22 protein-coding genes and 1 other RNA gene are annotated in these 25,361 nt (G+C 40.2%); 14 read left to right on the forward strand and 9 right to left on the reverse strand.

Annotated elements, in window-relative coordinates:
* Positions 1-2 precede the first annotated feature (2 nt).
* On the forward strand, positions 3-851 hold the full coding sequence (locus V6R21_RS10355; RefSeq protein WP_334243424.1) for a DUF4249 domain-containing protein: 849 nt from the start codon (positions 3-5) through the stop codon (positions 849-851).
* Here V6R21_RS10355 and V6R21_RS10360 read toward each other — a convergent pair.
* The 4 genes from V6R21_RS10360 to V6R21_RS10375 all read right to left on the reverse strand — a co-directional run bounded on the left by V6R21_RS10360 (position 823) and on the right by V6R21_RS10375 (position 4,090).
* Entirely contained in the window at positions 823-1,539 is a 717-nt protein-coding gene (locus tag V6R21_RS10360; protein ID WP_334243426.1) for a hypothetical protein, read from the reverse strand. The two genes, V6R21_RS10355 and V6R21_RS10360, sit on opposite strands and share 29 nt — an antisense overlap.
* Positions 1,540-1,547: 8 nt before the next feature.
* Positions 1,548-2,402 (reverse strand): hypothetical protein, encoded by an 855-nt coding sequence (locus V6R21_RS10365; RefSeq protein WP_334243428.1) that lies wholly within the window; start codon positions 2,400-2,402, stop codon positions 1,548-1,550.
* A gap of 93 nt (positions 2,403-2,495) precedes the next feature.
* Complete coding sequence (locus tag V6R21_RS10370; RefSeq protein WP_334243430.1) at positions 2,496-2,918, reverse strand: hypothetical protein; 423 nt, start codon at positions 2,916-2,918, stop codon at positions 2,496-2,498.
* A 110-nt stretch (positions 2,919-3,028) separates the two neighbouring features.
* Positions 3,029-4,090 carry an endonuclease/exonuclease/phosphatase family protein gene (locus V6R21_RS10375; protein WP_334243432.1) on the reverse strand — a complete coding sequence of 354 codons (1,062 nt, stop codon included), beginning with the start codon at positions 4,088-4,090 and terminating at the stop codon, positions 3,029-3,031.
* A 345-nt stretch (positions 4,091-4,435) separates the two neighbouring features.
* On the opposite strand from V6R21_RS10375, the gene hpt reads away from it, so the two are divergent.
* Together hpt and V6R21_RS10385 are read left to right on the forward strand one after the other, a co-directional pair.
* Complete coding sequence (hpt, locus tag V6R21_RS10380; RefSeq protein ID WP_334243434.1) at positions 4,436-4,963, forward strand: hypoxanthine phosphoribosyltransferase; 528 nt, start codon at positions 4,436-4,438, stop codon at positions 4,961-4,963.
* Between the two features lie 256 nt (positions 4,964-5,219).
* Positions 5,220-5,870, forward strand: a complete 651-nt coding sequence (locus tag V6R21_RS10385) for an AlbA family DNA-binding domain-containing protein (RefSeq protein WP_334243436.1) — start codon at positions 5,220-5,222, stop codon at positions 5,868-5,870.
* Positions 5,871-6,589: 719 nt separating this feature from the next.
* Here V6R21_RS10385 and pulA read toward each other — a convergent pair.
* From pulA to V6R21_RS10410, 5 genes are all read right to left on the reverse strand, one after another.
* A complete protein-coding gene (gene pulA, locus V6R21_RS10390) occupies positions 6,590-8,596 on the reverse strand; it encodes a type I pullulanase (RefSeq protein WP_334243439.1) in 2,007 nt (668 codons plus the stop codon).
* Positions 8,597-8,709: 113 nt separating this feature from the next.
* Positions 8,710-9,651: a hypothetical protein gene (locus tag V6R21_RS10395; protein WP_334243441.1), complete on the reverse strand. Its 942-nt coding sequence runs from the start codon at positions 9,649-9,651 to the stop codon at positions 8,710-8,712.
* A 32-nt stretch (positions 9,652-9,683) separates the two neighbouring features.
* Positions 9,684-10,628 (reverse strand): hypothetical protein, encoded by a 945-nt coding sequence (locus V6R21_RS10400; RefSeq protein ID WP_334243442.1) that lies wholly within the window; start codon positions 10,626-10,628, stop codon positions 9,684-9,686.
* Positions 10,629-10,798: 170 nt separating this feature from the next.
* Complete coding sequence (locus tag V6R21_RS10405; RefSeq protein WP_334243446.1) at positions 10,799-11,635, reverse strand: hypothetical protein; 837 nt, start codon at positions 11,633-11,635, stop codon at positions 10,799-10,801.
* Positions 11,636-11,780: 145 nt separating this feature from the next.
* Entirely contained in the window at positions 11,781-12,713 is a 933-nt protein-coding gene (locus V6R21_RS10410; RefSeq protein ID WP_334243448.1) for a hypothetical protein, read from the reverse strand.
* 228 nt (positions 12,714-12,941) lie between these two features.
* Here V6R21_RS10410 and V6R21_RS10415 point away from each other — a divergent pair, with 228 nt between their 5' ends.
* The 11 genes from V6R21_RS10415 to V6R21_RS10465 all read left to right on the forward strand — a co-directional run bounded on the left by V6R21_RS10415 (position 12,942) and on the right by V6R21_RS10465 (position 25,359).
* Entirely contained in the window at positions 12,942-13,352 is a 411-nt protein-coding gene (locus V6R21_RS10415) for a hypothetical protein (RefSeq protein WP_334243450.1), read from the forward strand.
* A gap of 175 nt (positions 13,353-13,527) precedes the next feature.
* Entirely contained in the window at positions 13,528-14,328 is an 801-nt protein-coding gene (locus V6R21_RS10420) for an inositol monophosphatase family protein (RefSeq protein WP_334243452.1), read from the forward strand.
* A gap of 111 nt (positions 14,329-14,439) precedes the next feature.
* Entirely contained in the window at positions 14,440-15,522 is a 1,083-nt protein-coding gene (locus V6R21_RS10425; RefSeq protein WP_334243454.1) for a branched-chain amino acid aminotransferase, read from the forward strand.
* A gap of 208 nt (positions 15,523-15,730) precedes the next feature.
* Positions 15,731-16,145, forward strand: a transfer-messenger RNA (tmRNA) gene (ssrA, locus tag V6R21_RS10430).
* A 164-nt stretch (positions 16,146-16,309) separates the two neighbouring features.
* On the forward strand, positions 16,310-16,831 hold the full coding sequence (locus tag V6R21_RS10435) for a hypothetical protein (protein ID WP_334243456.1): 522 nt from the start codon (positions 16,310-16,312) through the stop codon (positions 16,829-16,831).
* Between the two features lie 135 nt (positions 16,832-16,966).
* Positions 16,967-18,055 (forward strand): helix-turn-helix domain-containing protein, encoded by a 1,089-nt coding sequence (locus tag V6R21_RS10440; protein WP_334243458.1) that lies wholly within the window; start codon positions 16,967-16,969, stop codon positions 18,053-18,055.
* A gap of 189 nt (positions 18,056-18,244) precedes the next feature.
* Positions 18,245-21,127 (forward strand): TonB-dependent receptor, encoded by a 2,883-nt coding sequence (locus tag V6R21_RS10445; RefSeq protein ID WP_334243459.1) that lies wholly within the window; start codon positions 18,245-18,247, stop codon positions 21,125-21,127.
* Between the two features lie 73 nt (positions 21,128-21,200).
* On the forward strand, positions 21,201-22,325 hold the full coding sequence (locus V6R21_RS10450; protein ID WP_334243461.1) for a tyrosine-protein phosphatase: 1,125 nt from the start codon (positions 21,201-21,203) through the stop codon (positions 22,323-22,325).
* 152 nt (positions 22,326-22,477) lie between these two features.
* Positions 22,478-23,083: a TetR/AcrR family transcriptional regulator gene (locus V6R21_RS10455; protein ID WP_334243463.1), complete on the forward strand. Its 606-nt coding sequence runs from the start codon at positions 22,478-22,480 to the stop codon at positions 23,081-23,083.
* A gap of 72 nt (positions 23,084-23,155) precedes the next feature.
* Complete coding sequence (locus V6R21_RS10460; protein WP_334243466.1) at positions 23,156-24,439, forward strand: TolC family protein; 1,284 nt, start codon at positions 23,156-23,158, stop codon at positions 24,437-24,439.
* A gap of 2 nt (positions 24,440-24,441) precedes the next feature.
* On the forward strand, positions 24,442-25,359 hold the full coding sequence (locus tag V6R21_RS10465; protein WP_334243468.1) for an HlyD family secretion protein: 918 nt from the start codon (positions 24,442-24,444) through the stop codon (positions 25,357-25,359).
* The last annotated feature ends 2 nt before the right edge of the window (positions 25,360-25,361 follow it).

The following is a 25,361-nucleotide window of genomic DNA, read 5'->3' on the forward strand; positions in this document are numbered from 1 at the left end:
AGATGAAAAACCTGTTGTTCTATATCCTTTTACTATCCACTTTGTCAGTTTTTTGTTCCTGTGAAAAACTGGTAAACCCAGACCTGATTACAATTGATCCGGTGGTGGTAGTGGATGCGCAAATAGGAAATGATACTTCTTACGTTCGTCTTACGCGAACTACAGCTTTTTCATCTGCTGAACCAATACCAGTTATTCAGGAGGCGTCAGTACGTTTGAAGGAAGATGGGAAAGATGTAGAATATCTTTTCAGGGAACAGTTTCCCGGTTGGTATATTCCAATTTCCAAAAACTTTGAACCTGTACCGGGTAGGAGCTATATATTAAGTGCCGTGACCGAAGGTGTTTCTTATGTAGCAACGTCACAGATGCAACCTCAGCCAGTCTTGGATACCGTGATGGTTAATTTTGTTGAAGATGGTAGAGATGATTTCAGAGATGAAGGGTATTATATCTCTCTGCTTTTTCAGGATACGCCTATCAGGTCTGACTACTATCGGGTGGAAGCATTTTTAAATGGTTTTAACCTAAGCTTATTGCCTGATGTAGGTATCATGTTAGAGAGTGATAATGGAAAGGATGGAAGGCTACTGGTGTATGAAATTCCTTATGCATTCTCTGATGGCGATAGTGTATCTGTAAAATTAAGGTCGTTGTCTGAAGACTCTTTTGAGTATTACAATAGTCTGAAACTCCTTTCAGATGCGGGAAGCCCCTCGCAGGCAGTTCCTGAGAACCCTCCTTCCAATGTGAAAGCTGATGCGGATGATATCAAGGCGTTAGGGTTGTTTTCAGCAGAAAATACCACCAGTATTGAAGTAGTTATTGGCGGTGTTGACGAAGAAGAGTAGGCTGGTGCTTCTTCTTCCTTTGTTTATTCATGAAATAGGATAATCCCCATCTTGCTGTATTGTAAAAAAGCTGAGAGGCTGTAGGTTTTAGGTATTCTTTTGATAACCACCATGAAATAGCGCTGACACCTGTGCTCACCATACCACTTTCCGCAGAAAGGTTTGTCAGTAATGCATAAGAGGGAGGAAGGAGATGGGCACCTATTAGCATAGTATCCAATACACGATCCCAACTGTTGCTGGTACTTTGAAAAATACTGACAAAATCCTGAAGCTTTTTGAAATGGATTTTTTGGAACGACGTATAAGCTTCTCTAAATGCCGCATCTCCCCAATGTTTTTTATAGTCTGGCAGAAGGTTAATGATGTCGGCATCAGGTTGAATAAGCGTCGAGAATGTAAACACTTCAGCGGTAGCCCTGTCATTTTTATAAGAGAAGGCAGTCTCGATTTCATAACAGCCCTCAGTCATCATGGTTCGGATAATACGATAGCCACGCAAAGGAACAGGAAACCGGTTTTTCAGTTCTCCCATTACTTTTACTTCACCAATACGTTCCTGAAAGGATTGCCATTGCATTTTGAAAAAGGCAGGAGAGGTATTGCGCATTTGCCTTTTTGCATTTGAAATACCTTTAACCTTGGTCAGAGTAAAGGTTTTTAATGATTGCCACTTTCGCTTCTCCATTGACCCACTTAGTTTTTGCCAAATAGTTGACCCAATGCTTTGCCTGCCAATTGAGACACAGTTTTAAAGAGTGTGCTCCATTGCTTGGTAGCCTCATTAGTAGCGTCATTATGCAGGTTCAAAGCAATGCTTCTGATGTCCTCAGGTAAACTGATAAAGTGATTGGTCATGTAATTGGTGACATCCCCGTCAATCTGAATGACTGTTTGCAGCAATATTTGCTGTGTGCCGATTTCCCAAGCTTTTCGGATTACGGTGATGTTGTCAGGAGCAAGATCCATGTCTTCCACCTTGTTGATGTCCCTTAAAGAAAGATCGTTGTTCCACAAGTGAGAAGAAAGCTGAGAGGTAAACGGCAACAGTTCATTGGAGGTCTCGGCAGGCAGTGTAGCCTGTGAGGAAAACCCTTCTTGAGCCAGTTCTATCTGTTCACTGAAACGTTTGCGGCGAATTTTGAATATACCAATAATGTTACTGCTTTGGCTTTCGATTCGGGCTAGCAGTCTGATCCTTTTTTTAAGGACATCTTTTGCATTGTCGTCTTGAAGCATGGGCACGACACCTTCATAGTATTGCTTGCCAGCAGCAGCTTGCTGCTTAATTTCTACAAATGAATACTCACCGGCACCTTCCCAGCGGAGGAGTGTCTTGGGTCTACCATCTTTGGCTTGTTGTGGAGGACGACCATCCGCTTTTTGGCAAAGTCCATATTCTATCAACAGGTGTCTGTATTCGTTGGCAATTTCAAGTAGTGCTACCCTTTTATTGGAAGGCATCTTGGCTCCAGTCGTATTTTCCTTGATGATCGTGTTGACTTCAAGGTTGAGTAGTTCTCCAGCTAAATTCTTCAGGTATTGGTCCATCTTGCAGGGGGGTAAGCGCAAGACCTCCAAGGTCTAGGCCAAGGAGGTCTTGAGGTTGTATCTTATCTTTTTCTTCTTGGTATGAAGTATTGGTTAGATCGCGTCATAACTAGGCCAGTAAGGGCTGTTGCTGTCCTGTTTCTGTGCTGTGATAGGCTTGTTCTCTTTCAGGTTTTGAGCATTCTGATAAAGCTCAAATAGTGAATAAAGGGCCTTCACATTTCCTTCAATGATCATATGTCCCTGCTCCTCTTTTCTAGAGTGAAACTCTCTTAACCAAGTGTATTTATCGTCAATAAGTCCTTCACTGACATGCGTCGTTACATCTCCCTGAATCAGGTTCATGGAACTGCTGATCACTTTTACATCTGCCTCTTCTTTTCTTGTAACATTATTGCCATCCACCTCATAGTCACTGACAATTGTTTTGACTTCAAGGTTAACAAGGTTGCTGATGTGTTTCTCTATATTATTAAGGAAATCAGAAAACAGGTTCTGTTCTTTTTGTTCAGACATATCTATGTATGGGGTTTATGTTTCTAGCTTTATCGTTCCTGTATTCAATTTTAATGATTGAAAATGAATTTTACACAAAAAATACCCGCTATTTTTAAATTCAGTGTTGCCTACCTGTTTACCAATCGGTAATTGCCTTTGATCGGGAAGTGATCAGAATAGGGTACTTGAAGAGTGTTGAAATTGTTGGTTTGTAGCCCTTTACTGTAAAACTGGTTGTCTAATCTAAGGAAGAAAAGCTTAGAGTGGTTCAGGGTGAAGCCAAGGCCAATTCCTTTTTCTTCAAAAGCATTTTTTAGGATTGACCTGATTCTCTGATAGGGATAACTGAAAGGTGTATCATTGAAATCTCCACAAAGGATTGTGCGGTAAGGGCTTTCCTGTATAAACTTATATAGGATATTGACTTGTTCAGCCCTTCTGGATTGACTTTTTCGGTACTTGGTTAGCATTCGCCAAGCTTTCATAAAAATACCCGCATGTTGAATGTTGCGGTCCTCGCTAAACACCATTGAGTGTAGGTGAGTATTTATGATTCTGACTGTTTCTTTACCTATCTGAACATCTGCATAAATAGCTCCATTGGATGTGCCTTTTGTATAGGGTAGTTGGATCTTTCCTGTGTTGGTGATGGGAAATCGGCTGAAGATGGCGAGACCAAATTGATCGCCCATATGGTTGGTGGTAATCGGTACTGCATGAGCGTTGTAACCATTTTTTTGAAGTCTTTCAATTGTTCTGAATAGCCCTTCTGGTTGGTTTTTCCCATTTCGATCCTGATTGTAAAACTCTTGAAAACATTTGATATCGCTTTGATCGTTCTCTAGAAACTGTAGAATAGCTTCACTTTCCTGAAAGTCATTGTTTAGGTGCTTGTAAACATTGAAAACCTGAACGTTGTAACTCAATACAGAGAGGTCAGTCTTTTTGGTAGATGGTACTCCAGTGCCAACAAAGGCATTGATGAAGTGTGCTCCATAAGTAAGCATCAGGATAGAAGGGATGGCTTTTTGCCATTTGCGGTTGAAAATCCACCATGTAGCAAGTCCGCTCTGAAGCAGTACAACAGCAGGTAGTGCGAGCGTCAGCCAAGTACTGAACGGGACGTTTTCAGGAGATATCTGAGCGGAGAGAATAGCCAGCGCAGAAATGACAATAGTAAACCAATACATGTGTGCAGGAGAGTAAGTGTGACAATAGGAGTGTCAATATCCTTGATTTTCTTTGTTAAAAAGTGATTTCAGAGGGGCAAACCAAAAATATTTAACTTTAGTAACAAAATTCCATAGCAGTTTTTTTAATGATCCTTTAGCTTTGCAGGCTTCGTTATAAGTTAGCATCCATTGCTGCTGATAACTATCATAAGATTCTAGGGTTGTGCCAAACAGTTTATAAATCATTTTGTCTAAGATGGAACTGTAATGCATATCCCGTATCTTTAATAATAAGAATACATCATGAGGGTGTGTTCACTACAAAACCACAAAATAGCAGTACTTCTGTAAATACGAACCATAATGAAAATCTGGAATAAAGAATTTGTACCTTTTATTAGTAAGGAAGAGATAGCGAAGCGTGTAAAGGAACTGGGTGAGCAGATCACGGATGTATATAAGGGGGAGGAGCTAGTCATTATTGGCGTTCTGAATGGATCCTTTATGTTTACATCAGACTTGGCTAAAGAAATTGCCATGCCTGCTGAGGTACAGTTTGTGCGCTATGCGTCTTATGAAGCCACTGAAAGTACAGGAGTAGTCAGAGAGCTTATCGGTTTTACAGACAATGTAAAAGGTAAGCATGTACTGATTGTAGAAGACATTGTTGACAGTGGTCGTACAATGAAGAAGTTACTGGAAGAAGTAAACCAATTTGAGCCAGCTTCAGTGAAAGTAGTTTCCTTGCTGTTTAAGCCGGAGGCTTTGAAGGTTGATGTTCAAGTGGATTATGTTGGTTTTGAGATTGATCCAAGGTTTGTTGTTGGATATGGCTTGGACTATGACGGATTAGGTAGAAATATTGAAGAGATCCTTGTGCTCAAATCATAAGGCTTGAAACAGGATAGAATCAAGGATATAGAAGCTTCGCAGACAATTAGGTCTGCGAAGCTTTTTTGTTAATTAGATCATTTCTGTAGTATTTTACGACCTTGCCTTTCTTGATATTGCCATTTTTGGGAAGAGTTGAGTTGATAGTAAATGTTGCAATATTATTAGGCTGTGGAAAGACATTTTTGGCTTAAACCTGTTACACAATTTGTTACTGTTGGTAACATGTGTGTACAGCTAAAAATATTGATGAGAAGTGGAACTATCAGAATTAAGAAGGCTGGTCAACAGCGGAGAGGGAACTCATATTGAGTTTAAGAAAAAAGTGGCAGATCCACTGAAAATCACAAAAGAGGTAGTGGCTTTTGCCAATGCTACAGGTGGGTACCTGATTGTAGGGGTCAGTGATGATGGGAAAATAGATGGCGTGAGGGAACCTGAAGGAGAGCTCTATATTCTGGAGGAAGAAATCCGAAAGCGTTGCAAGCCATCAGTTCACTATACTGTTCATAAGGTTCCGTTGAATAGAAACATTCATGTACTGGTATTGGAGATAAAAGAGAGTACTCAAAAACCCGTGTTTTTGGCATATAACCTCAAGACAGGTAGGGGAAAGGCTTATATCAGAGTTGCTGACAAAAGTGTACAGATGAGTAAGGTTGTCAGGAATATCCTGAAAGAAAGCAGGAGAGAGTTGATACAGGGATTCAGTTACGGAGTCAATGAGCAGTGGGTATTGAGGTACTTGGACGAGCATGAGAGGGTTACGCTGAAAGAGTTTTCAGAGAAGGCCAAGATCTCACAGGAAGACGCTGAGGCGGTACTGGTGAGTTTGACGGTTTCAAATGTGTTGGAAGTTTTGCCAAGTGAAGTGCAGGATATCTTCCGTCTGAAACCGAATGCATAAAAATCTTCTTTTTTGGTTTAAAAGAAGTACAATTTATTATACAGATATTTATGTTGATAACGCTGTGAATAATGTTGATAACTAGGTTGTTAACAGTGGAGAAGCATGTTACTTTTCTTTGTTGATAACTTTATGATATATTAAATCTATAGCGTTGAATATGCGATTAAAGGCAGTTAGAGGTGTTTTTTCATAGTTATCAACAACTTACTCACACTGTTGGTAACTTTTTGTGAAACATTGTGGAACATGTTGATAAATTAACTACAATAATCTATTGAATTGTTAATGAAAATTGGAATAACAATCTGTTTGTTGGGTTCTTAAAGGGAGGGCTACAGAACAGGTCAAATGGAAAAGCAACTACGATAATTGGAGACATGCTTTCCTTTTTACGATTATTTAGCTAAAATTGCTGCAAATATTAGGACTGTGTCCATAATCAGTAGCAGAATTTTAATATCCTGTTACTTATTAAATAGATCGGAAAAATATTTTTTTCAACAACCAAACATCATCCAAAAAATGGAAGTTCTAGGTATCGCGGCTATCGCATTTATGGTGCCTCCTATGCTGGGCGCTATTGCTTACGGAGTAATAAACTTTATGAAAGCAAAGAAAGAAATTGGCTTCTAATTAAAGATTAGTCAAACAAAAAAGCAGTAACCTTCAAGCTGAAAAGCATCAAGGTTACTGCTTATTTTTTGTCTTATAAATGCTTATTTGACCATTACCAGTGCTGTTCTTCCCGGAACAGTGATGTTACCACCTTCCAAACGTCTAACTCCTGTAGGATCGGCTTTCTTGTCATCCACAATCACCAACCAACGTCCTTTGGGAACATTCAGGTTTTGAGGGCCTTTGTTACCATTAAAGATGACCATGATTTGTTCTGCCTTATCTCCATTGGCATGTCCTTCTATGGTATAACCTACTGTCAAAGGGTTTTTGAAAGACATAAACTTCAAATGCTTTTGAATCATTTCAGCAGTAGGCATTCTGAAGGCAGGGTGTGCCTTGCGTACTGCGATCAGTCCCTTGTAGTAATCTACTACATCTTTGTTTTCAACTTTCCACTCCCAGCGAATGCGGTTGATAGAATCAGGACTGTTGTATGAATTTTCTACGCCGAATTTGGTTCTCATCATTTCAACACCTGCATGTAGGAATGGAATACCTTGAGAGGTTAACACAATAGCGTTTGAAAGCTTATGCATTTTCTTGATTTCTTCTTCCGAAGCCTCCTCATTTGAAACCTTCAGCTTGTCATACAGTGTGTGGTTATCATGGCAGGATACGTAGTTGATGGTCTGAGCAGGTTCGTTAGCCCAAGGCTCTTTGGAGTAATTCACTGCTGCATAGTTGACATCAGGGTGCTGTGTAGAGGCAACAATCCCGAACTTGACACTTTCAGCTGTACCTTCCTTGCCCGATACAAAGCCTTTGCCTTTCTCTTCAGACCAATGCCCCTTAATGGCATCACGCATATCATCTGAAAAGGCTGCTACCTGACCCATTTGTGGCATATGTGCTTTGAGGGCACGTTTTTCTACAGGCAATGGACTGTCACTAGCGGTCCATCCTTCTCCATATACATAAATACTTGGGTCAACTTCCTTGAGTGCCGCTGTAAGCTGATTCATGGTCTCAATGTCATGAATTCCCATTAGGTCAAAACGGAAACCATCCAAATGATATTCTTTTGCCCAATAGAGAACCGACTCAATCATGTACTTACGCATCATGGCTCTGTCTGAAGCAGTCTCATTGCCACAGGCAGAAGCATCTGAGTATTTGCCATCTTCCCAATGGCGATAGTAATACCCTGGTAATTCCTGATTGAAGTAAGCTCTGTCTCTATCAAAAGTATGGTTATAAACGACGTCCAGTACTACTCTTAGCCCTTTGTCATGCATAGCCTTGACCATTTGCTTAAACTCTTTGATTCTAACAGCACCATCAGCAGGGTCAGTAGAATAGGAGCCTTCAGGAACATTGTAATTTTGGGGGTCGTAGCCCCAGTTGTATTGTGGTTGGTCCAACTTGCTTTCGTCAATAGTCTTGTAATCGAAAGCTGGTAGAATATGGACGTGAGTAACACCCATTTCTGCAATGTGATCCAAACCTGTAGAGACTCCTTCTGGACCTTTTAGGCCACTTTCTGCTAGCCCCAAAAACTTACCTGGATATTGGCTTCCGGCATTTTCAGAAATGGTGATATCCCTTACATGCAACTCATATAAGATAATGTCATTGATATTCTTAAGTGGAGGTCGTGTATCATTTTCCCACCCTTCAGGGTTGGTGGATGCCATATCTACAATCATGCCTCTCAGACCATTGGTACCTACCGCTTTTGCATAGATTCCAGGTGTCTCATTGAGCCATTTACCTTCTGACTTTACCTCAAATGTATAGTACTTGCCTTTGAGGTCTTCATTTATGCTAAGACTCCAAACGTCCTGTTCCCCTTTTTCAAGTGTGTAGGTTTTAGTTGGCTTTCCGCCTAGGTCATTGTCATAAAGGTTTACCTTGACCTCTTCAGCAGCCGGTGACCATAATTTAAAAGCAGTGGCATCTGGGTGGTATGTTATGCCAAGGTCTGTGCCTTTGTAAACAGGCATTTGGTCATAATCTTTGTATTGTGGCTTTTCAGCCTGTTGGCAGCCGCCTAAAATTGTTGATCCTATTAGTATGGCACTAGTTAAAAGCTGTTTTTTGTTCATATTCAGTGTGGTAACTGTTGATTGTTATTTTTTGTCATAAACAGGATACAAGATATAGGATTTTTTGAGGATTAATGTTGATATAACTCATTCCAAATAAGATCGACCATTATTTATTCCCTTTTGTATAGAAATTTATAGGTCAACCCCAACTCGATGGTGATGATGATGACTCTATTCACTTCTGAGATGCCTTGGTTGAAATAAGCAATAGCGTTCTCATTATTGGGGTCTCGAAATGAGGTCTCTTCCTCCTTATTTGGCAAAGTAATACGCTCAGCGAAAGCTTGGGCATCAGGTCCTGTTTTGGTGAAAAATGTAACCTCCTGTGTATTGGGAAAGCTGACTCTATTTATAATGTCAGAAAAGAAGATACTGCCATACATAGCAAACTTACGGTTGATGTTCCAAACAATTCCTCCCATCAAACCTAGGGAAACCTTATCTACATGTTGCTTGAAAGGAACCTCTACAATCTCTGAGGAAGTGATTCCTGGAGCTGTAGTGGCATAACCATATTGGGCATTTCGGAGACTGTTTAGGTAAGCATCCCCTCCGAATGTGGACACGTTTAAAAAAGGTTCAATTTCTGTCCTGCGCTGATTGTAGGAAACCACTAAACAGGTGTAGGGATAGATTTTCCTGAACCTTTCGAAGTTATACCTGAATATCAAGCTATAAGTGTTTACCAAATAAATGATGTTTTCTTCAGGAGCGGTAGTGAAAACTATGGCACCTTCATCAATTGCTAGGTTATTGTTTTCATTCACAGTAAGAATAAAGTTACTGGCTTTTTGAACAGTGTATATATCCTTGTGCCTGTTTCGACCATATCTAAAACCCAAGGTGAAAGTTTCATTAACGTTGTAGTGAAGTGAATATGACTGATTGAATTTCCTGTTGAAACTTAAACTGGGAGTGAGTGGAATGGAAATAGGAGAAATGGAAATTTCAAATAACTTGAGGTCCTGTGCTTTAGAGGTTGATGGTTTGAAATAAAAAAACAAGAGCAGCACAATGGGGTACAGTCTGAAAGCATATTTGTTATAGGCCATGTCAAAATGGGTAATAGATAGGAGGTTTAGGTTTATTTTTTGAAAAAGCACTTGAAGATAAATGATACTTCAAAGGTGATGACAGCTCTTGTGACCTCTTCTGAAGTGCTTTGTCCAAGGTAGGCAATTACATTGCTTGTGTTAGGGTCTTTGAATATTTGATCATCTTGTAAGTTAGGCAGCGTGATCAGCTCGGCTACAGTCTGTGCATCAGGTCCAGTCTTACGGATAAACTGTACTTCTTCTGTATTGGGTAACCCAATCCTGTTGATGAAATCTACAACAGTAAAAGCAGCATTGATGGAAAATGTCCTGTTTATATTCCATTCAATGCCAGCTAAAACTCCAATGGACATGTTTCTGTGTGACATGTTAAAGGGGACAGGGACTATATCATCTCTACTGGTAAAGTCTGGGGGGCTGGAGAAGTCAAATCCTTCACTTGCATTTGACAGGTCTAGCAGGTATTGTTCATTGCCAAAGTTTGAAACACTAGAGAACTTTTTTATGCGTGTAGATCTATAATTATAGGAAATAGGAATCGCAACAAATGGATTAATTGTTCTGAACTTAGCAAAATTGTATCTAAACAGGAGGCTAAACGACTCGATAGAATAATTGATGTTTTGTTCAAGTGCTGTAGTTACAAACAGGTTGCCTAGGTCAATATTAAACTCTCCATTTGGTTCTTCAAGTAATACAAGATTTGAATTGTCTTGAGCAGTATATATATCACTGAATCTTGAAATGCTGTATCGTACTCCAATAGCAAAGTTTGAGTTGACATTGTAAAATAAGGCATAGGCTTGTTCCAACTCACGGTTAAAACTGATAATTGGAGCCAAAGGAATTACAAGAGGCGAGACCTGAATCTCAAATGTTTTGAGGTCTTGCGCTTTGAGTTCCTTTTTAGGTAAAATACAAAGTGAAATAAAGGTAACTAGGAATAAGTATAGAGTAGTGATTTGTTTTTCCATATCAGGGTTTTTTGGAAAAAAACCGGTTGAAATACTTGGGTATTCTTGGATGTGGTAAGAAATGCTTGTGTAGCAGGATGTAAGTCTTCTGTAAAATACTAATTATTTTATCAATTCATGTTTTCAATGCTCAGGTTAAATCTCATTAAGCGGAACTTCAAATAATACAGTCATTTTTTGTAGAACAGTTTCATAATAAAAGAAAGCTCAATATAAACGATAGGAGATCGAACTGGGGTACCAGAGCTTGAGCCTAAAAAAGCAATAACGTTTTTAGAGTTAGGGTCTTTGAATTGTCTGTTTTCTCTGGGATTGGGAAAAAGTACATTTTCAGCAAATTGTTGTGCATCAGGACCATTTTTAAAGACAAAAACGGTTTCATATATATTTGGAATAGTTACCCTGTTAATTAAGTCAATGGCTATAACCTGAAATTGTAAAGCAAATGACCTTGAGAAATTCCAATCTATACCAGCGACTAGACTTCCTGAAACATTATGTCTTGAAACCAAAAACTCATTGGTAACAAATGGGTCAACAGTAAGAATTTCTTCTGGAGAGAAAACCCCTGTATTGTAACCTCGAGTGGCTTCTGAAAGGCTTTTGGCTCGTTGATCTACCCCAGTGCTTGTATCTTCCTCAAACTGTTTAATTTCAGTGTATCGATGGTTTAGAGATACAGCAAGGCCAACAAAAGGATTGAAATTTTTAAGTCGTGAAAAGTGGTACTTTAGTAAAAAACTATAGGAGTCAACATGGTAGTCAACATTGTCTTCAATAGAGAAGAATACAAGCGTTTTGGCTAAGTCTAATGTTCCATCAGTGTAATGTAGATCTGAAAATTCCTTTATAGTGTATTGGTCATTGAAACTATTGTTTTGGAATCTGAAGCCAATAGAGAACTTTCTAGAAAGGTTATAGTAAGCAGCGTAGCTTTGAGAGAGTTGTCTACTTGTTGCAATGAAAGGTTGAAAAGGCGTTCCTAATGGTGAAACAGCAATTTCCAATGCTTTCAGGTCTTGTGCTTTTGATGAAGGTGAAAGCAAGGGAGCTAAAAACAGTAACCATACTATAAAAAGGACATTGTGCTTTTCCATATGCTTTGTGCTGTTAGGGTTTAAACTGTTTGCGTAATGGAAACTGGGCGTAGGGCTACTTCTTGTAAAAAGCCTTTATAATAAACGATACTTCAAAATAAATAATCGGAGCAGTGTTAGGTGATCCTGAGCTTGATCCAAAATAAGCAATGACCCTATTGTTGTCTGGATCCTTAAACAACCTATCCTCTCTTGGGTTCAGGAATGTAAGTCTCTCTGCAAAACCCTGTGCATCTGGACCTGTTTTTAATACAAATATGGTTTCTTGTGCATTAGGTAGGGTAACCCTGTTGAACAGGTCAATCACCATGGTTTGGAACTCGATGGCAAAAGTACGTGAAAGGTTCCAGTTGAGCCCCGCTACAAACCCAACAGAAGTATTGTGTTTTTGAATAAGGAAGTCAGTCTCATGAATCTCTTCATCAAAGAACTGTGGGTTCCTGTTTCCTGTATTGTATCCTATGGTTGCTTCAGAAAGGCTTCTGACCCTTTCATCAGTACCAAGGTCAGAGGCATCTCCAAATTCCTCAATTTGCGTAAAACGATGGTTGAAAGAGACTGCGATACCAAAGTAGGGGTTGAACCTCTGGAGTTTTGTGAAGTGGTAACGTAAGATAAGGCTGTATGACTCGACATTGTATTCGATATTCTCATCAAAACTGAAATCAAGAAAAGCGGCGCCGGCATCAAAGTTCTGGTCTGGTGTAAAGGTCAGGTTGGAGTACTGCTTAATCGTATAGAGATCATTGAAAGTGTTGTTTTGGAACCGTAGCCCTAGAGAGAACCTCTTGGAAATATTATAGAAAAGCGCAATGCTTTGAGAGAGATTCCTGTCAGTGGCAATAAAAGGAGAATAGGTAAGCCCTAATGGTGAAACGGCCAGCTCCAATGCACGTAAATCCTGTGCCTTTGCTGAATTCAAGGGGGGGGCAATATAGGCGAATAGCAGAAGTATAAATAAGATGAGATTATTTTTGTAATTTTCCATGACAGGATTATTTGGAAAATAAGAATATAGTTGAAATATTTAGTAAGAGATTGGTAATATTCATATAGTCAGGAATTTTAAGTATTGTATTATTACTCGGTTGACTAATTCTTTAAGGAAAGGTTTAACTAAAATACTGATTATTTTTTCAATGCGCAGTAAGCAAAGGGGGTGGATATGAATTACCCATTGATAGCAATCATATTCTTTACCTAAATAATCACCGACATGATCCAAAGCGAAAAAGACTACATTAAACGTATTGTTGATCAGTTAGCCCTATTTTTAGCCAAGGCACTTAAACTTTCACAAGAAGGTAAACACATGGAAGCACTGGAGACTATTTCAATAAATATTGAAAAAGTATCTGACCTGAAAAAAGCAGAGATCGATGCCTTTTCAGCAAGAGAACTGCTGGAAGTGATGATCAGCAAAGGCTTTTTTCTGGAACAAGTAAATGCCGTGGCAGAGTTGCTTTTATATGAAGTACAGATCAAGGAAGAGATGACAGGGAAGTCTGACCGAGTCAAATTGGAGAAAATCCTAAAACTGATTGAATATATTGATCAGCAGGAAAAAAGCACATATTCATTCGACAGACAATTTAAAATAGAGGAAATCAGAAGGAAATTGAGATAATGATATGACGATTATAACAATATCCATGAGCCTCTGTATATCTTGATACGGAGGTTTTTTTATGAAATCTTGCCGAAATACAAAAATAAAGCGGAAATTTAGAGTGTATTAAAATAGGAGAGTATCTCCTATCGCTATAAAAGATTAATTGTTGTATTCTTTCTAAACAAGAGTTATGGATTTAGCAAGTATAGCCAGACAAGTTAAAGAACTCTCTCAGCAGGTTCGAACCTTTATTATGGGGGAATTCAATGGGTTTGACCGTGATCATGTGGAGTATAAAGGTATGAATGACATGGTCTCCTATGTGGATAAGACTGCCGAGAAGATGTTGGTGGAAAAACTGAGTCAGATTGTACCGGAGGCTGGATTTATAGCAGAAGAAGGAACAGGGGAGAAGAAGGAAGGTGATTGGAACTGGATAGTGGATCCCCTTGATGGAACTACCAACTTTATACATGGTGTACCGACATTTGCCATTAGTATCGCCCTGATGGATGAAGAAAACGTGGCTTTTGGGTTGGTGCATGAATTGAACTTGGACGAATGTTTCTATGCTTATCGTGGCGGAGGCGCTTACCTGAATGATAAGCCAATGATGGTGTCCAAGCAGACAAAGCTTAAGAAAGGGTTGGTAGCAACAGGCTTCCCATTTATTGACTTTGTCAAAATGCCTCAGTATATGGAGATCCTGACCGATATGATGAAACATTCACACGGTCTGAGAAGGATGGGATCAGCGGCTGTTGATATGGCTTATGTCGCAGCAGGCAGGTTCGAAGGCTTTTTTGAATATAACCTGAAACCTTGGGATGTAGCAGCAGGAGTAATTCTGGTAGAGGAAGCTGGAGGGAATGTCACAGACTTCAAGGGTGGAACGGATCATATATTTGGTAAGGAAATGTTGGCAGCAGCACCCGGTGTACATGCCGATATGCTGAAAGTGATTCAACACTGGTGGTTTGACAAAGAATAGCCCCTGCTAGAATCCTTAAGCGCCTATGCATTTTTGCACCTTCAATAATTATTCTGGAAATTGCGTGGCGGATAGAGAATATCCGTTTAGTACTAACAAAACAACATCACGATGCAAGACCTCGCAGTAGACATCAAAATCACACAAACAGAGCAGTCAAGACTGCCACAGATCGATTTCAACGATATTCCGTTCGGAAAGCATTATTCAGACCACATGTTTGTGGCTGATTACAAGGATGGAAAATGGCAAGACCTTCGAATCGTCCCTTACAGTGATTTTTCACTGAGCCCCACAACATCCGCACTGCATTATGGTCAGGCAATCTTTGAAGGACTGAAAGCTTTCAGAAATGAGAAAAATCCAAAGGAGGTATTGGTATTCAGACCTGAAGACAATGCGCTTCGTTTGAATGAGTCGGCAAAACGTATGTGTATGCCGGAGCTTCCTACAGAAATCTTTATGCAAGGATTGCATAAACTACTTGATCTTGACAGAAAATGGGTACCTGATACACAAGGTAGCTCACTGTACATCAGACCGTTTATGTTTGCAACTGATGCCTTTTTGGGTATGAGACCATCCAATACTTATACTTTTGCTATTGTAACAGGACCTGCAGGAGTTTACTACAGTAAGCCTGTAAACGTAAAAGTGGAGAAAGAGTACTCTCGTACATGTGCTGGAGGAACTGGTTTTGCTAAAGTGGCTGGTAACTACGCAGCTTCACTGTTGCCTGCTAAACTAGCAGCAGAACAAGGCTACGACCAGCTGTTATGGACAGACTCTAGTGAGCACAAGTACATCGAGGAGTCAGGAACAATGAACGTGATGTTCCAGATTAATGATACGATTGTCACAGCACCTACTGTACCTGTAGAAGACACAATCCTGAGAAGTATTACACGTCTGAGTGTACTGGAAATTCTTGAGGGTATGGGCTTGAAAGTAGAGGAAAGAAGAGTGTCTGTAGCAGAAATCATTGAGGCTGCCAAAAACGGAACATTGAAAGATGCATTCGGTACTGGTACAGCTGTAACGATTGCTCCTATTGCTTCTATCGGAAACGATGGTGAAAAACTGGAATTGCCTCCAGTAGAGAGCCGTACCGTTTCAGCGAAAGTGAAGGAGACATTGCAGGGCATCCAAAGAGGATTGATTGAGGATACGAAAGGATGGGTTTACCGTATCTGATCTGATACAGGGAACTCCTGAATAATAATACAGTATTCAAGGGCTGCTTTCTGAAAAATGGAAGTAGCCCTTTGTATTATCCAACTTTTTTCTTTCGGTTACGTATTTGATAAGAAGAAAATAGTTATTATCTTTGCAGTCCTCTCAATGGAGAGGAAGTCGCTCCTAAGCGTAAATATATATTCTCCAATAAGGAGAGACCCAGTAAGGGGTCGACTGGATTTGACAGGTTGAGTAGTTGCGTACGTAAGCATGCAGGGTGGCGAGTGTACATCCTTGAAAAATTCGCTCGAACCATAATTGGCGAGTCTAACTACGCTATGGCTGCCTAATCTCCTCTTCTGAGTTGAGAATTAGAGGCATAATAGGTTGAGTTGCCTAACCGCACTCCCTGGCCACATCCCACCGCGCACTGATCTATCTGTGCGGATTTTGGGGTGTCGAACCGATAGATCTAGCTTGAAGCGATGTTACTAGCAGATAGCGAAACTCTCAGTAACTAAGGAGTTTGGTTGGTTGTTGCCTACCTGCCTACTCTCGAAAATTTAAAGTGTAACTAAGCATGTAGAAGGTCCGACAGCTCCCTTCTCTGGACGAGGGTTCGATTCCCTCCGACTCCACAATAAACCCTCCTTACGGTCTCGTAGGGAGGGTTTTTCTGTTTCTAGGGGGGGACAGAGTATGATTATTCTTTGGATTAGTGGTATACCTCATTTTTTAAGAAAGTATATTAGAGTTTGATTTACTTGATCCAATCGATCACTTTTTTAATGAAAAATAAAACCCAATGAGAAAACTGCTGGTATCAATTGTTGCATCCGTCCTGTTTGCAGCATGTACTTTTATGAAACCTATTACTATCTCGCCTAAGTCAGGGATTGAAGTAGCAGGATTTGACTTCAGAAAATATTTGAATAAAGGATTCCTTTTCAGTGACCAATCTTATTCTGGACCACATCAAACATTAGCCGTTCTTAACTTAAAATACACGCCTGATATAGAAATACTTTTCAATGGAAAGATGGTCGAGAAGCACGTGATTATCAATTATGTTGAGCAAAATATGCCTAACTATGAACCTATGTATGTGCGGGGTTCAACATACTTCTGCTATGGTTTGGCTGTAGAAGAAATGAATATGGACAATGTATTGTATAGGGCATATAATGAGGCAGTTAAAAGAGGAGGTGATGCTTTTGTAAGTTTGGAAATTGACTTGGTTGAAAAAGAGGCGCTTATTTATGATCAGACATATACGTACACTGAAGTGAGAATTTCGGGTACTGTTATCAAAAGAACCTCAATTTAATATCAGGAATGCCTGTTTTTTTTGATTGATGCCCTGTTGTCAGCAAGGTAAGGGGAGTTGTTAATCCTTACGCAACACTGAGGTAAACTTCATGTATTTATTTTGGAATAATTTTCATTATAACCGTTAAGTACTATGGAGTTTATTCTTACTGTGGCGATGACACAGGCATCAATTGCAAGCTTTTTACTGTGGAAAGGTCTTTACCAACAAACTGCCAAAAAATACCTATTATACCTGCTGGTCCTGATTTCCTTACACCTCTCAATTAAGTTTATCCTGTTGGAAGTATTACAATACGAGTTACTGTTCAAGTACCTTGTTACTTCGTTTGCAGCGGCATATGGACCATTGATCTATTTTTATGTCCGTACTGAGATCAGGCAAGAATCCCCATCCAGACTATTCCATATCATTCATTTTCTCCCTTTCCTGCTTCTTTCTGTAGTATATATAGGAGTGCTGATTCATACTTATCTTGAGGCTGATATTGTCCTGTTGAAAAACTATGCGCAATGGGGTGGTTCTTATATTATGCTCTCCTCCATGATATATGTCTCTTACAGCATGTATTTGGTACAAAAAAGTGAAGTGAAAGAGGTCAAATGGATATTGGTGCCGATCGTGATTAACATGGCAGCGGTATTCTTGATCAATGCTTGGTTATGGCTAAACTTCCATTGGGTAGAGGATGCTGAATCGTCGTCATTTGTCCTGAGGTATATCGGATACTCCAACCTTTTGTTTTTTGTGTTCTGGATTTTGAAACACAATACGTTGAGTATTGGCACCCATGCTGTCGTAGAGCAAGGCGTGATGTCTTCCTATAGTGATATCACACTTGAAGACAGACCTCAGAAAAAGAAATATTCAAAGTCAGGTCTTAAAGAGGAAGATGCAATCCGTCATATGGAGCAACTGAAAGACTTGATGGAAAAAGACCGCCTCTATCTGGAGTCAGAACTGACATTGGCAGACCTAGCAGACAAAACCGGTATTTCGAAACATAACCTGACCGAAGTACTGAACAAGCAGCTAGGAAAAACTTTTTACCAGTTTGTCAATGAATACCGAATTGAGGAAGCCAAAAAGCAAATGGCATCTGACAAACACGACAACTTATTGCAGTTGGCATTAGCCTGTGGATTCAACTCCAAGTCTACTTTCAATACCTACTTCAAGAAAATTGAGGGAGTTCCTCCATCAAAATATCAAGTGATCTAATGGTAATATAAACGAAATAGAAGCTTAATAATGGTTATGATATTAATAATCAGTTAGTTGTGTGTGTGATCCGTTGGGTTTGTACGCCAAGTTGACCGAGCCAATTGGTACAGACGCATATTTTTTTGAGTGGATTTAACCTTGCATCGTCAATTGAAAATCCATTCAAAAGTTTTTAAAACTGATTCAATGAAAAAATTATTCTACGCTATTTTCTTAATGATTTTGGCGGGCGTTATGGGAGGAGAAGCCCTGGCGCAAGGTACAGCTAAAGTTGTAGGTTTAGTCAAAGATGCTTCTGGTACACTTCCAGGCGTAAGTGTGGTCATCAAAGGTACCAGCAATGGTGATGTAACTGATGTCAACGGTAAGTTTATGATCAAAGGTTTGGCCGCAGGTGCTTATACCTTGAACATGTCTTATGTCGGTTATGAGGCAACAGAACTGAACTTCTCTATCAAAGATGGAGAGACTTTAACACTGGATCCAATCAGCTTGAGTGAAGACTCAGAGCAATTGGAAGAAGTACTGGTAAGAGGTACCTATATGCCATCTCAAATGAGAGCTTTGAGTATTCAGAAGCAATCATTGGCAATCCAGAATATTTTGGCAGCTGACGGTATTGGTAAGCTTCCGGACAGAAACGCAGCTGAGGCGGTACAACGTGTTCAGGGTGTTTCTATCGAGAGAGACCAAGGTGAAGGACGTTTCGCTATCGTAAGGGGTACGCCAATCTCTTGGAATGCTACCTTGCTTAACGGTGACCGTATGCCTTCATCAGACTTTATGAATGGCGGTCGTGGTACTGCATTGGATATTATCCCTTCAGAACTGATCGAATATGTATCGGTAACTAAAGCACTGACACCTGATATGGAAGGTGACGTAATTGGTGGTGCGATCAACTTCCAGACACGTACAGCTCCTTATGAGAGAATGCTGAACGTAAGTGCAGCAGGTGGTTACAATGCACAGGCAGCAGACGGATCGTACAATGCATCGATCATCTACGGTGACAGATTTTTTAATGATAAGTTAGGTGTAATTGCATCAGCAGCTATCTGGGACAGAAAGTGGGCTTCAGATAACTATGAGATGGAATACAACTACGAAAAAGAAGGTGCCCAGAGTTACTCAATCAACAACATGCAATTGAGAGACTATAATGGTTCAAGAAAAACAATCGGTCTGAATCTGGGTACTGAATACAATATCAATGTCAATAACAAGGTATTCTTCAAGGGACTTATTAATAAGTTCAATGACAATGAATATGTAAATCAGCACAATTTCTACTTCCCAGATCCAGAGAGTGGTTCAACTGGCGAAGCACAGGTAATGACAAGAGAAGCAGCTTTCGTAACAGAACTGTACGGTGGTGAGTTTGGTGGTGAGCACGAACTGTCTTCAAACTGGAAGATGGATTGGAAACTGTCTACATACAAATCAGACTTCTACAATGCTATTCCTGAGAACCTTCCAAAGGATGAAAGAGGTTTGCCAATTATCATGTTTACTCAGAGTGCACAGTACAATGAACTTGGAAGTGATGGATATAAATACTGGGATTTCGATTCACCAAACAGTGTAGGTGGTTCAGGTGATGTTTTCCTTCCTGAGATGCAAGGTACATTTGATGCAGATGAGCAAATAATGGATATGATCTACTTCTATGGTATGAATGCCACAGAAGAAGACCGTAATGCACAACTTAACTTTGAAGTGACTCCTTCTGACAGACTGAAAGTTAAGTTTGGAGGTAAATACAAAAACAAGGAGAGAGTATCGAGTACAGTAATGAACATTTACCTTTCATTGGGATCGCTGCTAGGAATAGAGGAAATGCAATTGCCAATGTCAAACTATGCGCTTAACGAGCTGGATACCAAAGGAGGATTGCTGCAGGAACTGGGCTCACCTTATGAGAACTACCTGATTCCACAGATCACAAGTGAGGAGATTCTGAATATCTATGAATTAGCTAAAAGTGAGGAAGGACAGGGCTTGTTTTTCAATGCTAGTGACCCAACACAAAATTCACTGACGGCAATTAATGCGACTGAAGACGTATATGCAGGTTATGCAATGGCAGAGTGGAATATCTCAAATGCCTTGACTTTTGTAGGTGGCGCTCGTCTGGAAGTGACAGACATTACCATGGAAGGTGCTCAGCTGTCCACTAATGAAGAAGGTGAAGTAGCTATGACACCGATCTCTTCTCACAGCAATTACGCAAAGCTGTTGCCGATGGCACACTTGAAGTATGAGATGAACAAGAATGTAAACCTGAGAGCAGCTTATACAAGATCACTGGCAAGACCATCTTTCAGCGACTTGAACCCAAGTGAAACAGTATCTTCTCTTGATGGTATCCGTGAGATGAGCAAAGGTAATACAGAGTTGGCGCCAACGATCTCAGATAACTTTGACGTAATGGCAGAGTATTATCTGGATGATGTAGGATTGATCTCTGGTGGAGCATTCTACAAGAATATTTCTAACGTGATTTTCACAAACGTAAGACAGGATGTGATTGATGGTCAAACGACTCGTCTGACACAGCCTGAAAACCTAAAAAATGCCTTCCTGTTGGGCGTTGAAGCGGGTATCTCAAAGCGTCTTACATTCCTACCTGGCTTCTTGAGTGGTTTTGGTGTAAATGCCAACTATACTTTCACTAAGTCAGAAGTGGAAGTGCCTTCATATGATGCTGAAACTTTGGAAGAGGTTATCAATGTGCAGCCTTTGAGAAAACAGCCTAAGCATATCTTTAACGCAGCATTGTTCTACGAAAAGTATGGCCTGACTGCAAGATTGGCAGCGAACTACAAAGGTAGCTATGTAGATGAGTACAGAATTGAGGCTGGTCCTGAGCACTACAGGTGGTACGACAAGAACCTGACACTAGACTTCAATGCTACTTATACTATCTCAGACCACTTCAGAGTGTTTGCTGAGGTAAACAACCTGACAAACGAACCATTGAGATATTACCACGGTGACACAAGTCGTCCTGAGCAAGTGGAATACTACTCAATCAAAGGTCAAATGGGTATCAGATTTAGCTTGTAATTTTTTTAGAGAATGTATTGTATGTGGGTGTCTTCCAAACAAACACCCGCATACTTTTAAATCCTATCATGAGATGAAATCAAACAAAATGAAATTGATGGCGGTTGGGGTAGCTTCATTCCTGATGGCTGCTTGTGGAGAGTACAAAGAAGTAGAAAAACCAGCTTATACATTGCATGAATCAATATTGTTGAGTAGAGACGAAGCTGCAAACTTACAGGTGAGTTTCAATGATTCAATTGAGTATAGCCTATATAAGACAGGTGCGTCAGGACAAATAGGAGAGCAGGTGGCAGTCAGTGAACAAGGTGTACTTCAAGGAACTTTTACAGATCCAAGAACTGTATTTGCAGCCATCTCAAAAGAAGATACCCTGTTTGTATCAGAGCGTCATATCCAGTTGGAAGGTGCACACAACTTCAGGGATATCGGAGGGATTAGAACAACAGAAGGATATCAGGTGAAATGGGGGGTGATCTACAGATCGGACAAACTATCAGAACTGACAGAAAATGACTTTAGTAAGTTGGCGAAACTGAATGTACAGACTATCTGTGATTTCAGATCTGGTGTGGAAGTGTCTGAAGAGCCAGATACTTGGCCTAATCTGGAGCAGGTCAATGCCGTGAGCTTGCCTATTGGAGATTCTACCATGACTGATAAAAAGGAAATGTTGGCAAACTTGAGAAGCGGTAATTTTGATGCTGATTCTATGATGTATGAAGCCAATAGAGGGTTTGTTTTGACGTATGCAGACAAATACAAAAAGTTTTTCAGTGTGCTGTTGGAAGATCAAAGCTACCCGCTGTTATTTCACTGTACAGGAGGTAAAGACAGAACTGGATTGGCATCAGCGCTTATTTTGTCAGCTGTGGGGGTAGACAGGGAAACGATTACAAGTGAATACTTGATGACAAATTATTTTACCTACGGAAAAACAGAAGATATGCTGAAGAAAGCAGCCTTGCTGTACGGTATTGACTCTGATGTTTTAAGAAAAATGATGGGTGTGAAAAGAGAGTTTATTCAAGGTGCTTATGATGCGATTGCAGAAAAATATGGTACTGTGGATAACTTCTTGGAGCAGGAATTGGGCGTTGGAGCAAGAGAAAAAGAATTGCTGAAAGAAAAATTACTCTATGGTTATCAGTCAGTAGCGATTGAAACAGAAGTAGTGGCTAAACAAACGGAATTGTAATCCGTACATCTATAAAACCGAAAGGTGGATTAGTTGGAGGCACTTATACGATGCCAAATGAATTTGTTAAAGAAATCCTGTAAACTTTATATTTACAGGATTTTTTTATTTTAAATGAAAGCGGGATTCTTTTTCATTAAAAACAATTCATGATGCAAAACGATACGGAACGTCAGATTCTGGAAGCAGCCAAAAACATCTTTGTCAAAAAAGGCTTTGCAGGGGCAAGAATGCAGGAAATAGCCAATGAAGCCAACATCAACAAGTCTATGCTCCATTATTATTTCAGAAGCAAAGAAATGCTTTTTGAAAAAATACTGGATGATTCAGTTGAAATGATGATTCCTGAGTTGTTGAAAGCCATCTCCGGAGAAGGGGCTGTGATGGAAAAGCTCGAACGTTTGGTGGAAGTTTATATTGATACAATCTCTCATAATCCGCACATTCCCATGTTTGTGTTGAATGAACTGGCTCAACAGCACCTGAATTTTGTGGATAAGGTAAAAGCGAAAATGAGTGGTCATCAGGCATTTGTGTCATTTTTTACTCAAGTCGCTGAAGAACAGCAAAAAGGAATTTTAAAACCAATCCCTCCTCATCACCTGATGTTGACTGTGATGTCTTTGATTGTTTTTCCATTTGTAGCCAATCCGATTTTTAGAAATATCCTTGAAATTCCTGCAGATCAGTACAACCAAATGATGCTTGAGCGAAAAGAAATTGTAATTAATTTTCTAAAGGATGGACTGCTAGTATAATTTTTTTACCTTTATATCAACCAAATGGTTGAACTATATGGTTGATTAAAAAAGTATTATTTTCAGATACTTATGAGAGAGATAAGAAAAATAGTCAAATCCTGCTTGCTCTGTACATTCATTGTACTGATACAACCCAAACTTTTTGCGCAGGAAACTTTAGCGCTGGAGGATGCTTATGCTTTAGTTGAAAATAATTATCCGTTGGCAGGGCAGAGACAGCTAAATACCCAACTTTCAGAAATCAATCAGCAGTTGCTGGATAAGGAAAGATTTCCGGTGGTGCGAGCCAAGGCAGAAGGAACGTTGCAAAGTGATAATATCTCGCTGGCAGGTGACTTGCCTTTCGGACTCGATCTGCCATTGGAATCTTATAAGGCATATCTTGATATCAACTACAGTCTGTATGATGGAGGAATCGTCAAGGCACAGCGGGAGCTGGAAGAGGCACAACTGAACGTCACGCAGCAAAATCTTGAGGTAAGGCTTCGTACTTTGAAAGACCGTGTGAACCAACTGTTTTTTGCCATTCAGCTTTCCCGTCAGCAACAGCAGTTGCTTTCCACTTCCATCAATGACATCGAAACCAATATGGCTACGATGAAGGCTGGACTCGCCAATGGCGTAGTGCTGGAAAGTGAGGTAGCAAAGCTTCAGGTCAGAAAACTGGAACTGCAATCTGATTCGGTAAAACTGTTGGGAGATGTAAAGGCATATTTTTCTGTTCTGGAAAGATTGACGGGAAAATCACTCTCCACAACAACAGAACTGAAGTTGCCCAATATGACGCTTTCGGAATTGGATACTGCCATCACAAGACCTGAACAGCAGCTTTATCAGTTTCAGCAGGAGCTGATCAGGGCAAAGGAAGCTACCATCAGTGCAGACAAAAGACCTAAGTTGATGCTTTTTGCACAGGGTGGTATCGGTTATCCGAATCCCTTGAATTTTCCTGATATCAGTAATAGCCTTTATGCTTTGGGAGGACTTCGCTTGGACTGGAAACTGATAGATTGGGGAAAGGCGAACAGGGAAAGAGAAAAACTGCAGGTGCAGGTACTGGAAAGTGAAGCAGATAGAAAGACATTTGAGTTTGATATAACATCTCAGCAGAGAGAGTATATGGAAAAGGTGGTTGCACTCAGGGTACAGCTTGAAAATGATCAGCAGATTGTAACCTTGCAGCAGCAGATTCTGGAACAGACGGAAGTGCAGTTACAGGAAGGCGTAATAAATTCCAATGATTACCTGATTCAGGTCAATGCAGAACTGGCAGCCAAGCAAAAGCTGGAACTTCACAAGGTACAGCTTCAACAACTTCAAATCACTTACCTGACGCTAATCGGAAAACTTTAATCATGATGAAAAAAAGAGGAACACATTTTTTACTGAGCCTCGTCCTACTAGGGTTATTTGCCTGTGGCAAGAATGATAAGTCAGATGCCTACGGCAATTTTGAGGCGACTAGTGTGACCGTAAGTGCCAAAGGAAGCGGTGAGCTGGTTCAATTTAAGGTAGAGGAAGGAATGGTGCTAAAAGCGAATTCTGTGGTAGGACTGATTGATACAGTTCAGCTGCATTTGGAAAAGTTGCAGTTGGAGGCAAGGCTGGAAGCTTTGGATGACAAGCTGAACGATGCAGCACCCGAGATAGCGATCCTATTGGAGAAAAAACGCAATATGGAAAGAGAACGGGAACGTACCAAAGCATTGATTGCTGCCAAGGCGGCAACACAAAAGCAGTTGGACGATTATGATGGAGAGATTCAGGTAATTGATCAGCAGATTACTTCCACCAAAAGACAGATAAGCATTGCCAACCGCAGCATCCTGTCGGAGCGTAAACCACTTGAGGCACAAATCAAGGTACTTGAAAACAGAATCAAAGATCATCAGGTCACCAATCCGATTGAAGGAGTCGTGCTGTCAAAATTTGTAGAGCCTGCCGAATTTGTGATGCAAGGCGCACCGCTTTACAAGATTGCTAATCTTAATACACTAAAGGTAAAGGCTTATGCAAGTGCAACGTTGCTTCAGCAAGTAAAGCTGAATGATAAGGTAACTGTGTTGGTGGATGATGGGAAGGAAAATTACAGGCAGCTGGAAGGGGTAATATCGTGGATTGCTTCTGAGGCAGAGTTTACTCCCAAGACGATTGAAACCAAAGAGGAACGAGTAAACTTGGTATATGCCTTGGATGTCAAGGTGAAAAATGATGGAAGTCTCAAGATTGGAATGCCTGCTGAAGTAGTGTTTCAATCCAAATCAGCGGAATAAAC

This window comes from Limibacter armeniacum (assembly GCF_036880985.1).
In the GTDB taxonomy this organism is placed as follows: Bacteria; Bacteroidota; Bacteroidia; order Cytophagales; family Flammeovirgaceae; genus Limibacter; species Limibacter armeniacum.

Bases quoted from the DNA above. Each gene is read 5' to 3' on its own strand.
- pulA (WP_334243439.1), bottom strand. From the start codon at position 8,596: ATGAACAAAAAACAGCTTTTAACTAGTGCCATACTAATAGGATCAACA.
- V6R21_RS10440 (WP_334243458.1), top strand. From the start codon at position 16,967: ATGGAGTTTATTCTTACTGTGGCGATGACACAGGCATCAATTGCAAGC.
- V6R21_RS10435 (WP_334243456.1), top strand. From the start codon at position 16,310: ATGAGAAAACTGCTGGTATCAATTGTTGCATCCGTCCTGTTTGCAGCA.
- V6R21_RS10460 (WP_334243466.1), top strand. From the start codon at position 23,156: ATGAGAGAGATAAGAAAAATAGTCAAATCCTGCTTGCTCTGTACATTC.
- V6R21_RS10465 (WP_334243468.1), top strand. From the start codon at position 24,442: ATGATGAAAAAAAGAGGAACACATTTTTTACTGAGCCTCGTCCTACTA.
- V6R21_RS10415 (WP_334243450.1), top strand. From the start codon at position 12,942: ATGATCCAAAGCGAAAAAGACTACATTAAACGTATTGTTGATCAGTTA.
- V6R21_RS10365 (WP_334243428.1), bottom strand. From the start codon at position 2,402: ATGGACCAATACCTGAAGAATTTAGCTGGAGAACTACTCAACCTTGAA.
- V6R21_RS10355 (WP_334243424.1), top strand. From the start codon at position 3: ATGAAAAACCTGTTGTTCTATATCCTTTTACTATCCACTTTGTCAGTT.
- hpt (WP_334243434.1), top strand. From the start codon at position 4,436: ATGAAAATCTGGAATAAAGAATTTGTACCTTTTATTAGTAAGGAAGAG.
- V6R21_RS10370 (WP_334243430.1), bottom strand. From the start codon at position 2,918: ATGTCTGAACAAAAAGAACAGAACCTGTTTTCTGATTTCCTTAATAAT.
- V6R21_RS10375 (WP_334243432.1), bottom strand. From the start codon at position 4,090: ATGTATTGGTTTACTATTGTCATTTCTGCGCTGGCTATTCTCTCCGCT.
- V6R21_RS10425 (WP_334243454.1), top strand. From the start codon at position 14,440: ATGCAAGACCTCGCAGTAGACATCAAAATCACACAAACAGAGCAGTCA.
- V6R21_RS10410 (WP_334243448.1), bottom strand. From the start codon at position 12,713: ATGGAAAATTACAAAAATAATCTCATCTTATTTATACTTCTGCTATTC.
- V6R21_RS10450 (WP_334243461.1), top strand. From the start codon at position 21,201: ATGAAATCAAACAAAATGAAATTGATGGCGGTTGGGGTAGCTTCATTC.
- V6R21_RS10400 (WP_334243442.1), bottom strand. From the start codon at position 10,628: ATGGAAAAACAAATCACTACTCTATACTTATTCCTAGTTACCTTTATT.
- V6R21_RS10445 (WP_334243459.1), top strand. From the start codon at position 18,245: ATGAAAAAATTATTCTACGCTATTTTCTTAATGATTTTGGCGGGCGTT.
- V6R21_RS10395 (WP_334243441.1), bottom strand. From the start codon at position 9,651: ATGGCCTATAACAAATATGCTTTCAGACTGTACCCCATTGTGCTGCTC.
- V6R21_RS10455 (WP_334243463.1), top strand. From the start codon at position 22,478: ATGCAAAACGATACGGAACGTCAGATTCTGGAAGCAGCCAAAAACATC.
- V6R21_RS10360 (WP_334243426.1), bottom strand. From the start codon at position 1,539: ATGGAGAAGCGAAAGTGGCAATCATTAAAAACCTTTACTCTGACCAAG.
- V6R21_RS10420 (WP_334243452.1), top strand. From the start codon at position 13,528: ATGGATTTAGCAAGTATAGCCAGACAAGTTAAAGAACTCTCTCAGCAG.